General features: G+C 57.6%; 12 protein-coding genes. 5 read left to right on the forward strand and 7 right to left on the reverse strand.

Annotated elements, in window-relative coordinates; all coding sequences use genetic code 11:
* Position 1 precedes the first annotated feature (1 nt).
* A complete protein-coding gene (locus tag AC2CGQ_RS03295; RefSeq protein WP_015378485.1) occupies positions 2–727 on the reverse strand; it encodes a nucleoside/nucleotide kinase family protein in 726 nt (241 codons plus the stop codon).
* 372 nt (positions 728–1,099) lie between these two features.
* On the opposite strand from AC2CGQ_RS03295, the gene AC2CGQ_RS03300 reads away from it, so the two are divergent.
* Entirely contained in the window at positions 1,100–1,831 is a 732-nt protein-coding gene (locus AC2CGQ_RS03300) for a nucleoside/nucleotide kinase family protein (protein WP_015378484.1), read from the forward strand.
* Positions 1,832–1,901: 70 nt separating this feature from the next.
* Here AC2CGQ_RS03300 and spt read toward each other — a convergent pair whose 3' ends face one another.
* From spt to AC2CGQ_RS03320, 4 genes are read right to left on the reverse strand one after another with little or no spacing between them, the layout of a single operon-like run.
* Positions 1,902–3,074 carry a serine palmitoyltransferase gene (spt, locus tag AC2CGQ_RS03305; protein WP_004935542.1) on the reverse strand — a complete coding sequence of 391 codons (1,173 nt, stop codon included), beginning with the start codon at positions 3,072–3,074 and terminating at the stop codon, positions 1,902–1,904.
* Entirely contained in the window at positions 3,061–3,321 is a 261-nt protein-coding gene (locus AC2CGQ_RS03310) for an acyl carrier protein (protein ID WP_015378483.1), read from the reverse strand. The genes spt and AC2CGQ_RS03310 overlap by 14 nt, the downstream gene beginning before the upstream one ends.
* Before the next feature lie 31 nt (positions 3,322–3,352).
* Positions 3,353–4,267 (reverse strand): NAD-dependent epimerase/dehydratase family protein, encoded by a 915-nt coding sequence (locus AC2CGQ_RS03315; protein ID WP_099982717.1) that lies wholly within the window; start codon positions 4,265–4,267, stop codon positions 3,353–3,355.
* Positions 4,264–6,003, reverse strand: coding sequence for a fatty acyl-AMP ligase (locus AC2CGQ_RS03320; protein WP_033645743.1), 1,740 nt, complete (start codon positions 6,001–6,003; stop codon positions 4,264–4,266). Before AC2CGQ_RS03320 ends, AC2CGQ_RS03315 begins: the two co-directional genes overlap by 4 nt.
* Positions 6,004–6,742: 739 nt before the next feature.
* Between AC2CGQ_RS03320 and AC2CGQ_RS03325 the strand changes: the two genes are divergently transcribed.
* The 3 genes from AC2CGQ_RS03325 (at position 6,743) to psrA (ending at position 9,456) form a co-directional block, all read left to right on the forward strand.
* Positions 6,743–7,867 carry a hypothetical protein gene (locus tag AC2CGQ_RS03325; RefSeq protein WP_016927031.1) on the forward strand — a complete coding sequence of 375 codons (1,125 nt, stop codon included), beginning with the start codon at positions 6,743–6,745 and terminating at the stop codon, positions 7,865–7,867.
* Positions 7,868–8,086: 219 nt separating this feature from the next.
* Positions 8,087–8,452, forward strand: a complete 366-nt coding sequence (locus tag AC2CGQ_RS03330; RefSeq protein ID WP_004935528.1) for a diacylglycerol kinase — start codon at positions 8,087–8,089, stop codon at positions 8,450–8,452.
* A 104-nt stretch (positions 8,453–8,556) separates the two neighbouring features.
* Positions 8,557–9,456, forward strand: a complete 900-nt coding sequence (gene psrA, locus AC2CGQ_RS03335; RefSeq protein ID WP_351006496.1) for an L-proline-binding transcription factor PsrA — start codon at positions 8,557–8,559, stop codon at positions 9,454–9,456.
* Here psrA and AC2CGQ_RS03340 read toward each other — a convergent pair.
* Together AC2CGQ_RS03340 and tcuC are read right to left on the reverse strand one after the other, a co-directional pair.
* On the reverse strand, positions 9,431–10,237 hold the full coding sequence (locus AC2CGQ_RS03340; protein WP_484593473.1) for a substrate-binding domain-containing protein: 807 nt from the start codon (positions 10,235–10,237) through the stop codon (positions 9,431–9,433). The genes psrA and AC2CGQ_RS03340 overlap by 26 nt on opposite strands.
* 26 nt (positions 10,238–10,263) lie before the next feature.
* On the reverse strand, positions 10,264–11,559 hold the full coding sequence (tcuC, locus tag AC2CGQ_RS03345; protein WP_004935508.1) for an MFS transporter: 1,296 nt from the start codon (positions 11,557–11,559) through the stop codon (positions 10,264–10,266).
* A gap of 436 nt (positions 11,560–11,995) precedes the next feature.
* On the opposite strand from tcuC, the gene AC2CGQ_RS03350 reads away from it, so the two are divergent.
* The gene (locus AC2CGQ_RS03350; RefSeq protein ID WP_015378478.1) at positions 11,996–12,349 is read left to right on the forward strand and encodes a type II toxin-antitoxin system RelE/ParE family toxin; all 354 of its coding nucleotides are present in this window, start codon (positions 11,996–11,998) and stop codon (positions 12,347–12,349) included.
* Positions 12,350–12,353 lie beyond the last annotated feature (4 nt).

The raw sequence follows: 12,353 nt of genomic DNA on the forward strand, positions 1-12,353 counted from the left end.
GCTAGGCATTGGCGGCCCTCAGCGATATTTTAACGGCGCGCAGCGATGCGTCGAAAATACGGTCAGCCGGTTCGCGGCCGTCTAAATCCAATATGTTAGCGCCGTTAAACGTCAGGTGCGGGATGACGGCGATCTTTTCACGCAACGCCGTCAGCGAGTGATCGGGTTTGCGTGAATAGGCCGTTTGTTCGTCAATATCCAGCCGAATTAATAATAAGGGCTGATAAGACGCCATCCATTGGTACAGGTTTTGTTCGCGCTTTCTCAGCCAGCGGATCCAGCGATTGCCGCCGGCGGTTTTCGCCAGCTGCGGGCCATCGAAACGAAACCCCGCCACTTCGGCTTGCGGATAACGATCGGTGATCAGTAATGCGCCGCTGCGGCTTTTCTTCAGCATGCGACGGAATTTATAAACGCGCCAATAGGAGAGTAAAAATATCACCAGCGCCGTGGCATTATCCGGCGGTGTGGAAGGGCGCTCATGCACGCGTTCCGATTTCTTCAGCAAATAACGCCCGAAGGGCGCGCCAATAATCGGCAGCGAACTGATCCATTCGCCAATACGCCCGGAAGACTGGCCGAGATACAGCAGTTCGGCAGGTTCTTGTGCCGATAAAGCGTTGACCAGGCTGGCGGCTAACGTGGATTTTCCCGAGCCGTCACAGCCGGTTATCGCTATTACGCGCACGGGCGAGCGATCAGATGAAGGTCTTATCTGCTGACTCACAATAATTGATCCAATGCGAAAAAAACTATTGTATTCCAATACGCCTTGGGTTCAAGATATTTATTGTGCTTTGCTGCGATAAAATAATGAGATCGGTATTCCTTTTCGTTATTTGAATTGATATTCATGGCGTTTGTTCTTGTTATTTTGTGCTAATTTTTCGTGCGTGGGCTGGTTTCGCTTTTTATGTTAATTCTCGGCATGGCTCACGGCGAAAAAAGAGCAGAGGTTTTCAATTTTCGCTTAATCTTTTGTGCTTTTTGGCGCTGCGTATGGCAAATTTTTTTTCACGCAGCCACCGCGGCAATGATAAGCGATCGTTCGCTTCAAATATGGCACGCCGTTTCTGGTGTATTGAAAGAGAGTCTTATTATGAGTGCAAAATTTCCGCCGCTGATTGCGGTTATCGGCAGCGACGGATCGGGTAAGTCCACCGTTTGTGAACATCTGATCGAGTATGTGAAACATTATGGCCCGGCGGTGCAGGTGCATCTGGGCAAACAGGCGGGCAATGTCGGGCGCGCGGCGGCGAAATTGCCGCTGCTCGGGCGCTCGGTGGGCAAGGCTATCGAGAGCAATACCAAAAAAGTCAAAACGAAAAAATCCCGGATCGGCCTGTTGCCGTCGGCGGTGATCATCGCTTTCGTGGGGCGGCGGCTGCTGCGTTTTCGCCGCATGCTGGCGTATCGCCGGCAAGGGTTCATCGTGTTGACCGACCGTTTTCCGCAGGCGCAGATCCCTGGCGCTTACGACGGCACGGTTTTTCCCGTCGACGTTGAAGGCAGCCGTTTCGTCCGTTGGCTGGCGGCGCGTGAACGGGCGGCGTTTCAATGGATGGCGGGGCAAAAACCGGATCTGGTGCTCAAGCTGAATGTCAGTCTGGACGTGGCCTGCGCGCGCAAACCCGATCACCGCAAAGCGGCGCTGGAGAAGAAGATCGCCGTCACGCCGCTATTGACGTTCGAAGGCGCCGACATCGTGGATCTCGATGCCGATCGGCCGATCGAGGAGGTGCTTTCGGCGGCGGAAAAAGCCATCGCGGAATTTATGGCGGCGCAGGGGTATCGCTATTCGGCTGATGGAGTATCAACGGCTGCGCACTGAGGTGCGCATCGGTTCGGCAGGGCGGCGTGGCCATTTTCGGCACCGCCGCCGCGGCCGAGAAGGAAAGGCTTTATTTTTTCAGCGCCGCAAAGGCGCGCACGATGGTGTCGATTTCTTCATCGCTGTGCGCGGCATTGACGCTGCAGCGCAGCAGGGTCACGCCCGCCGGCGCGGCCGGTGGCAGCACCAGGTTCACATAGACGCCGTGGGCGATCAGCTCGCGCCAGAAACGCAACCCTTCTTCCTTTGAACCGATCATCACCGGCACCACCGGGCTGATGCGCGGCCCCAGGGTATAGCCCAGCTCGGCGAGGCCGTGGTACAGGCGGTGCGCATTGCTCCACAGTTTTTCCCGCAGCTCGGGATGGCGGGCGATTTTTTGCAGCGCCGTGCGCACCGAAGCGATGCTGGACGGCGACGGCGAAGCGGTAAAGATATACGGCCGGCTGCTGTAGCGCAGCACGTCCATCCCCTTGCCGCCGACGGCGAAGCCGCCGATCGAAGCCAGGCTTTTGCTGAAGGTGCCCAGGATGATATCCACGTCTTGCTCGACGCCCAGCGCTTCGGCCAGGCCGCGGCCGTGCTCGCCCATCACGCCGAAGGAGTGCGCTTCGTCGACCAGCAGATACCCGCCCAATCGCCGCTTGATGTCGACGATTTCCACCAGCGGGGCGACGTCGCCCAGCATGCTGTAGATGCCTTCCACGATAATGATCGCCTCGCGGGCGCGTTCGCCCAGGCGCACCATGCGGCGCTCCAGATCGGCGGCGTCATTGTGGCGGAAGCGAATAATTTCCGCGCCGCCGAGGGCGCAGGCGTCGTAAATGCTCGCGTGGCTGTCCGCGTCGATCAGCACCACGGCACCCGGCCCCGCCAGCGTGCTGATGACGCCCAGGTTGGCGGTATAGCCGGTGGAGAACACGATGGCGCTCGGGCGATCGAAGAATTCCGCCAGCTCCCGTTCCAGCGTCAGGTGCGATCCGTAACTGCCGTTCGCCATGCGCGAGCCGGTGGTGCCGGTGCCGAGCGCGGCCAGAGCCGCCTGGCCGGCGGCGATCGCCTGCGCATCGAACGTCAGGCCAAGGTAATTATTGGTGCCGGCGAGGACAATCTTTTGATCGCCGATGCGCCCTTGGGTGGCGGAATACACTTCGTCGATACAGGTGCCGAACGGATTCAGACCGGACGTTTGAAATTGTTCACGGTCATTGGCGAGCCGCGCAAACTTATCATACAGTCCCATGGTTTTTCTCCAGATAAGGGCGCAGCGCGTCAAGCAGTTGCTCAGGCGTTCTGACATCAAGCAATATATTGATAGGAATGGAGATATCTAATTCATCTTCCAGCATCATCAGCAGATCCAAGACTCTGATGGATTCCAGGCCAAGATCATTGACGAGATCGCTATCAGGTTTTATTTCCACTCCGCCTTCGACGATACCTTGCAAACACGTCAGGATATAATCCATTACAGCATCGCGATTTAGCATAAGAACGTTGACACACCTCTACTTGGAATAATTAAAACAGCCCTTCACGCAGCGCGCGTTCCAAACTCACCTGTGGAGACCAATTAATCTGTTGCGACAGCGCCTGATTACTGGCGGACCAGTCGCGATGCGTTAATTCGCGTATTTTGCTGCGCGTCAGCATCGGCTCTTTTTTTACCAGGCGGTTCCACACCACGCTGATATCCGCCAGGGCTTTCAGCAGCGGCAGCGGAATGCCCACCAGCCGCACCGGCCCGTGACGCACGGCGGCGCCGATGTCCCGCAGGCGCAGCCAGTTATAGCCTTCGGCCACGCCGTCGCACAGTTCGTAAATATTCGGCTGCGCGGGTTCGGTCTGCACCCATTGGCTGACCGCCTTTGCCAAATCGCTCACGTGCAGAAAAGAGAGCCTGGCGTCAGGCGCGCCCAGCCGGGGCAGCACGCCGCGCAGCAGGCCGTTGAACAGCGGTTTCAGCTCTTTATCGCCGGGCCCGTAAACCGCCGTCGGGCGGAAAATCCCCAGCGCGATATCGCCTGTGGCGGCGATGAGTTGCTGCTCGGCGGCCTGTTTTGAATGGGCGTACCAGGACAGCGCCGGATGGCGGGCCGCCAGCGACGACATGAACAAGAAGCGATTGCAGCGGCCGTTCTGTTTGGCCGCCTGCATCAAATTCAGGCTGCCGGTGACGTTGCAGCGGGTGAACACCGCTTCCGCATGCCCGCGCACCTGGCCCGCACAATGCACGACGCACTCCGCGCCGCGCACCAGTTCGGTGAGCGAGGGCCGATCTTCCAGCGCGCCGGGGATCCACTGCAGGTTGTCTGCGGCGGCTTTTCCGGCTTGCCGCGTCAGGGCGCGCACGCTAAACCCTTGCGCCAGCAGTTCCTGGACGATGTGCCGGCCGATAAAGCCGGTCGCGCCCGTCACTGCCACGGTGCCGCTCATTGCGCGAAACCGGCCAGCTGCGGCATTTGCGGGTAGAGCGAAGCGCTCAGCCAGCGTTTCTTGGCCTCCGCGCGTGCGGGTTTGCCCGACGACGTGCGGGGAATGCTGTGCGGCGGCAGCAGCTCGATGTCCACCGCGATGCCGAACTCGCTTTGAATGCGCGCGCTCAGCGAATGCACGATTTGTTCACGGCGTTCTTCCGAACTGACTCGACACTGGATCTGCAAAATGATCCTGGCCGCTTCGTCGTGTTCTTCGGTCACGAAGGCAATCGCATCGCCGGAACGGATTTCCGGTTCGGATTCCGCGACGTACTCAATATCCTGCGGCCAGATATTGCGGCCGCGAATAATGATCAAATCCTTCTTGCGGCCGGTGACGTACAGATAGCCGTCCAGCAGATAGCCGAGATCGCCGGTGTCCATCCAGCCGGTCACCTGGATCTGCTGCTGGGACTCATCGTCGCAGAAATAGCCGTTCATCAGGCTGGGGCCGGAAATCGTGATATGGCCGACCTGACGTTCCGGCAGCGGTTGCCCGGTTTCGCTGCGGATCTCGATGCGGTGGCCGGGCAGCGCACGGCCGCAGTTGACAAAGGTCGAGACGGCGCGGGTCTTCTTGCCCGGCGCGACCGCTTTACCCTCGTATTCCAAAATATCGCGGTCGACCTCGTTGGTTTGCGGGCCGGAGCAAGGGTCGGAAAAACTCACCGCCAGGGTGTTCTCGGCCAGGCCATAGCACGGCATGAAGGCTTTACTGTCGAAGTTGATGCTGCTGAAGTGTTCGCCAAACTGGGCGAGCAGCTCGGCCGGGATCGGCTCGGCGCCCACGCCCGCAACCCGCCAGCTGGAAAGATCCAGATCGGCCAGCTCTTTGGCGTTGCTGCGGCGCAGACACAGATCGTAGCCGAACGGCGGGGCGACGGACACCGTGCCGCGATTCTTGGCGATCAGTTTCAGCCACTGCATCGGGCGCATGGCGAAATCTTGCGTGCGCAGGTAGTCGACGGACAGCTGGGTCGCCACCGGCGTAAGCAGGAAACCGACCAGGCCCATATCGTGATAGAAAGGCAGCCACGAAACGCAGCGGTCGCCGGCGCGCAACTTGATCCCGTCGCGACTGATCGCGTTCAGGTTCGCCATGGCCGCCCGCTGGGTAATGATCACGCCACGCGGAAAGCGGGTGCTGCCCGAGGTGTATTGGAGATAGGCGATATCGTCGGGCGAAGGCGCCGGCAACGCGATTTCCGGTTCTGGCAAGGCGTTAAAGTCTGCGTCGCTGAGGATGTGCATCGCCGACGTGTTTTCCGTGGCCGACGCGATGAGCGGTGTCCACTCTTCGCTGCTGATGATCGCCGCGGGGTTGCAGCTGGCGATCAGCCCTTTCAGTTTGGCGGTGTAGGAGTCGCGCTGGCCAACGCCCATCGGGATCGCCAACGGCACCGCCACCAGGCCGGCATATTGGCAAGCGAAAAAGGCTTCGACGAAGCCCGGGCTGGTTTCGGCGATAAGCGCCACGCGATCGCCTTTCTTGAGCTTCAGGGACAATAAACGCCGCGCACCCGCGATCGCTTTTTGCTGCAGCGTGCGATAGTCGAGAACGGTCACGAGTTGATTGCGACGGTCGTAAAAATTCATTCCCGTATTACCGAGTGCCGCGTAATCCAACGCGTCCACTAACGTGGGGAAGTCCGCATAGCGCATGGGAAGAGAATGAACGGAACTTGTTTCAGACATAGACAAACTTAGCCATAGATTAAAAATCACCAAAAGAGAGAAATCACTCTTGGCGAGGTAATTGATGTTTTACTATGAATAGGTTTTGAATAAGTTTGTTATTCAACCATCTTCATTCCGCGAACAGCGTATATTGCCGTGCTCGAGCGGCATGCCGGTTATTAACCGGGCAGAACGTAAGTAGCCCGAGTCATCAGCCTTGAGCGGCACCCTGGCGAGATATGAGAGACTATTGTAATATCCGGACTTCGCCGTTCTTTAGTCTGCATCTGTCGGGCAGGAAATAACTGTCGGCTCATAGGTTATGACCTCATGCATGGCTATCTTGGAACTTAAACACTTCCTAAACAGTATGCCGCAAGAAATTCAAAAGTGAACGATTCATTTAAGGCTAATCTTAAAAATAGCATTAAGTGGTAAAAATGGCGGCGCACCTCCTGATTAAAGTCGGTACACTAAAAGCGGCGAGTTTCTTTTACCATAACAGCACGAAATAATAAAAGAGCACTATTAGCGTAGCCTGGCTGCGCCGCTTTCTGTTTCCTTTTTTTATCAATTATGGACATCACAGGGTGAATGTCAGGCAACACGTTGCTGATTCGCCGGGGGGGGAATATTCGGTTTTTCTTATCAGTGAGCCGGAGGCAATACACAATTCAATAAAAGGCAACAGCATAAAAAATGCTAAAGGCGTTGTCGCGTGCTTATTTAATTATTTTATTAAAACGTAAGGCTATTTATGATCCGTATTGAGAAAGTTCTGGATAAACGCGAACTTAAAGAATTTATTGCTTTCCCCTCGCAACTGTTTCGCGATGATCCGAACTGGATTGAGCCGCTGCATGTAGAGCGCGAAGAGCACCTGTCAAAGAAGAATCCCGGGACCGACCATATTGAATGGCAGGCATGGGTGGCCAAAAAACAGGGCAAAGTGGTTGGGCGCATCACTGCGCAAATCGATTCTCTGCACCGGGAGCTGCATGGTGAGGATACCGGCCATTTCGGCATGATTGACGCCGTTGACGATCCCGCCGTGTTTAGCACCTTATTCACGGTAGCGGAGGAGTGGCTGAGGTCGAAAGGCGCGCGTAAAATCACCGGGCCATTCAGCCTCAATATCAATCAGGAAAGCGGCCTGTTGGTCGAAGGGTTCGATACCCCGCCTTCCGCCCTGATGACGCACGCGAAACCTTACTACGCGGCCCAGATAGCGCAGCAGGGCTACAGTGAAGGGATTGATTTGCTTGCCTATTGGATGAAAAGAACCGACCTGCATTTTTCGCCGTCGTTAACCCGGATGATGGATCAGGTGCGTAAAAAGGTGACCGTCCGCCGTCTCAATCGCAAGCGCTTTCGCGAGGAGATGCAGGTGCTGCGCGAGGTGTTCAACTCCGGGTGGCAACATAACTGGGGGTTTGTCCCGTTCACCGAGCACGAGTTCGCCACCATGGGGGATCAGCTGAAGTTCCTGGTGCCCGACGATATGATCCATATCGCCGAGGTGGATGGCGCCCCCTGCGCCTTTATCGTCGGTCTGCCGAACATTAACGAAGCGATTGCCGATCTGCAGGGGCGTTTATTGCCGTTCGGCTGGGCGAAGCTATTGTGGCGCCTGAAAGTCAGCGGCGTGCGCACCGCGCGCGTGCCGTTGATGGGCGTACGCCAGGAATATCAATTCAGCCGCATCGGGCCCATTATTGCGCTGCTGCTGATTGAGGCGCTGCGCGAGCCTTTCGCGAAGCGCAATATCGACGCGCTGGAAATGTCGTGGATCCTGGAAACCAATACCGGCATGCGGACGATTTTAGAACGCATCGGCGCGGTGCCGTACAAGCGTTACCGCTTGTACGAGAAAACGCTTTAAGCGGCTGATATCGCGTCCCCTTTTTACGCTCCCAGAATAATAACCGCGCCAGGGCATTTTCGGGCGGTGGCGTTTCAGGAGCAGGGGGACGGCGAGTGAGTGAATGCATCGTTTCCTGAAAGAGAACGGTTAAGGTTTTTAATTAATAAACTCGAGATAAATTCACGTTGCGTGATTTATTTGCGAGTGACTGTCGCAGTTTTGACGAGAGCTGATTGTATGCCTGTGGAAAAGAAAAAAGGAATAAGCCGATTAACCTACAGCATTAGGAATTCCTGGGCCGGGTTTATTGATGCTGTGCTTACCGAAGATGCGTTCCGCCAATTATTGGTTATTAACGCCATTTTACTGGTTGTTACATTTGGTTTAGATATTACAAATATAGAAAGGCTGTTATTAATCACCTGCAGTTTTCTGCTATTGGTGGTTGAGCTACTTAATACGGCGATTGAAACCGTGGTCGATCGCATTTCGCTGGAATTGCATCCGTTATCCAAACGCGCCAAAGATTTGGGCGGCGCAGCGCAGCTGGTAGCCGTGGTGATGACTATCATTATTTGGGGAATGGTACTGCTGGGGCGATAGGGGCTTGGGTGGTTCAACCACCCAGTCGGTGAACGTGGCGATATAAGCGGTTATCATCGCTGTTTTGCGTCTTCTGCCATTTTCAGCAAGGAGAGTTGGCCGTTATGCCCGTGAATTTTGATCTCAACGATCTCTATGCGTTTCGCGCGCTGGTGGAGTACGGCAATTTTCGGCTGGCCGCAGAGTCCATCTGCCTGTCGCAGTCGGCGCTGAGCCGCAGGATTGAGAAGCTGGAAAACGCGCTGGACAGCAAACTGTTCGATCGCACCACCCGGCGCGTGACCTTGACGCTGTACGGGCAGGCTTTTGCCGAGCGTTCGGATCAGCTGCTGATGAACGTCGAAGCGGTGTTGGCCGATATCGACAAGGTCAGCCAGGAGCGGGTGGGGCTGGTTACCGTCGCCACGGTGCCCTCGGCGGCCTACTATTTCATGCCCGACGTGATACGCCGTTTCCGGCTGCGCTATCCGCGCGTGCGCGTCAAGCTGATCGACGGCAGCGCAGGTAATGTCATCGAGGCGGTCACCGGCGGCCAGGCCGATTTCGGCATCTGCTTCGCCGGGCGGCTGCAGCCTAATCTTGAATTTGTGCCGTTGGTGGGGGACGTCTACGTGGCCGCCTGCCGGCGCGACCATCCGCTCGCCGCTAAAAAGAGCCTCACCTGGCAAGAGTTCTATCAGCAGGATTACGTCTCGCTGGATAAAACCTCCGGCAATCGCAATCTGCTCGATCAGCGCCTGGAACACCTCGTGCCGGAACGCCCCAGCGTGTGTGAAACTCGCCATGTGACGACCATGCTGGGCATGGTTGAGGCGGGCATCGGCATTGCCGCCGTGCCCGCCATGTCGATGCCCGCTTCAGAGCACTCGGTGTTGACGTCGGTGCCGCTGGTCGATCCAGTGGTGAAACGTACCGTGGGTCTCATCAGACGCGGCGGCCGCATGCAGTCTTTCGTCGCCGCCGAGCTGGAAAAGCTGATTACTGAACAGTATCACTCTGCCTGACCGGCTGCGGCGCCGGCACGGTTCGCATGCCGGTCGCGCGAATGGTCGGCTGCGCCTGAGGGGAGGCGAGGAAGTCCAGCAGCGCTTTGCCTTCGCGGCGGTGCTCCGCCTTGGCGGTTACCGCGCCCGCGAAGCGGGTGATGTACTGCACATTTTCAGGCAGCTCGCCGATAAAGGTCACGCCCGCCACGGGCAGCAATTCGCTCACCTGCTGGAAGCCCAGCGCGTATTTCCCCTGCGCCACTTCAGAGGCCACCGGAATGCGCTCAACCTTATGCGCTTTCCCTTTCACCTGTTCCTCGATGCCCAGCTTTTTGAACAGTTGGCCGCTGACATAGCGGCCGCTGGCGCTGTCGGAATAGGCGAAAGAGTCAGACTGCAGCAAGACATTGCGCAGGTCGGCATCCGTTTTTATCACCGGCTTGGGCGCGCCCCGTTTGACCACCATGCCGATCGGCGAATCGGCCAGCTCCACGCGCGAACCCGGCTGGGTCCAGCGCTCTTTTTCCAGTTGGGTGAGCGCGTCGCCCACCATGATCAGCACATCGGCTTGCTCTCCGCGCGCCAGCCGCGCGGGGATCGCCTGCGGCGTTTTGCCCATCGAGGGGCCGGACACCAGAATGATTTTGTCGCCGCTTTGAGCTTCATATTCCGGAGCCAGCTTCTCTAGTGCGGCTTTGAAGCCGCCGGAGATCATGACGGTCACGTCTTTGGCCAGCGCCGCCGTACTGCAGGAGGCGCACACCAGCGCGGCGAGGATCGAACGAGTGAGTTTTTGCATGGCATCATTCCTTTTGAGATGGCGGCTTAGCGCGCGGTTTGCAGCGGCATGGCGATGCGGCGATACATATACAGCGTCGCCAGCAGGGCGCACAGCGCGGCGAAGCTCATCCAGTAGCCCGGTGAAGCCTTGTCGCCGGTGTATTCGATCAACGCGGTGGAGACCACCGGCGTAAAGCCGCCGAACACCGCCGTCGCCAGGCTGTAGGCCAGCGAGAACCCGGCCACCCGCACTTCCGTTGGCATGATCTCCGTCAACGCCGGGATCATGGCGCCGTTGTAGAGGCCGTAAATGAAGGACAGCCACAGCAGCACGGCCAGCATCATGCCGAAGCTGGGGGCGGCGGCGAGCAGGCTCAGCGCCGGGTAGGCGGTGGCCAACGTCAGCAACGTCATGGCGACCAGCACCGGTTTGCGGCCGAAACGATCCGACAGCGCGCCGCCGATGGGCAGCCAGATGAAGTTAGAGATCGCCACCAGCAGGGTGACCAGCAAGCTGTCGGAGGCGCTGAGCAGCAGCACCTTTTTGCCGAAGGTCGGTGCATAGACGGTGATCAGGTAAAACGCGGTGGTGGTCATGGCGACCATCAGCATGCCGGCGATCACCACCGGCCAGTTTTTCAGCAGGGTTTTAAACACGTCGCGCATCGCCAGGTGGTGACGGCGAGCGGTAAATTCCTGCGTCTCTTCCAGCTTGCGGCGCAGGAAGAAGATGAAGGGAACGATCAGGCAGCCGAACAGGAAAGGCAGGCGCCAGCCCCATTCGCGAATGGCGCTTTCTTCCAGCGCCGCATTGAGCGCGAAGCCCATGGCCGCCGCCACCATGATCGCCACCTGCTGGCTGCCGGACTGCCAGCTGGTGTAGAAGCCTTTACGGCCCGGCGTGGCGATTTCGGCCAGATAGACGGACACGCCGCCCAGCTCCGCGCCCGCCGAGAAGCCTTGCAACAGACGCCCGCACAGCACCAGCAGCGGCGCCCAAAGCCCGATGCTCTGGTAAGAGGGGATCAATACGATCAGGAAGGTGCCCGCGGCCATGATCGACAGGGTGACGATCAGCCCTTTGCGGCGGCCGACTTTATCGATGTAAGCGCCCAGCACGATGGCGCCGATCGGGCGCATCAAAAAGCCCGCGCCGAATACCGCGAAGGTCATCATCAGCGAGGCGAACTCGCTGCTGGCCGGGAAAAAGGTGTGTGCGATGTAGGTAGCGTAAAAGCCGAACAGGAAAAAATCGAACTGCTCTAAAAAGTTGCCGGAGGTGACGCGCAGTATCGCGCCGGATCTGGCCCGGATGGTCATGGGTGAGGTAGAGGAATGCATCGTTATCTCCAGTTTGTTATTGGCGCCTGACGCCGCGCCTGTTGCTGAAGACTCGCTCAGGAAAATAAAGTAAATAAGCGCAATAAACGCATGGCGCGATGCGTTTAGCGCATCAATCGGCGTTAACAATGTTGCCTAACCCGATGTAACGTGGCGTTAACAAGTTTGTCGCTCATCGCCCGCTGCGCAGAACGCCGAAAACGTTATGCGCTTTTTGTGACAGGGTTCATAAAGGGGCGGCGGGGAAGCGCCCCGTGCCTCTGAACGATTATTCGATACCGCGCGTAAAAAGGTGAATGCCGCGCACTGCGTTTGCAAAATGCGTGGATGTACGTTCAGCCTTGCAGTAACAACGCATGCCTTTGCATGCCATCCCAGTGCCTCTCTGCTATAGCTTTACATCTATATAGCTATTGATCTATATTTTAGGGGGCCCGTGTGGGAAATTAAAACAACGGATGCATTTGATCATTGGTTCAGATCACTCAGCGATGCCGACCGGGCCTGCGTGCTTGCTGCATTGATGGTCCTGCGGGAAAAAGGGCCCGGCTTGCCCAGACCCTATGCCGATACGGTTAAAGGCTCGCGTTACAGCAACATGAAAGAGCTGCGTATTCAGAGCCGTGGCGAACCGTTGCGGGCATTCTTCGCCTTCGATCCGTACCGCGTCGGCATGGTGCTTTGCGCGGGCAATAAAGCGGGCGATGAAAAACGTTTTTACGATCGAATGCTGCAGATTGCCGATCGGGAATTCACGAATTGGCTGAACACACTAAAAGAGAAGGAGTGACGCG

The sequence above is a fragment of the Serratia sp. DFXYC6 genome (genome assembly GCF_057196085.1).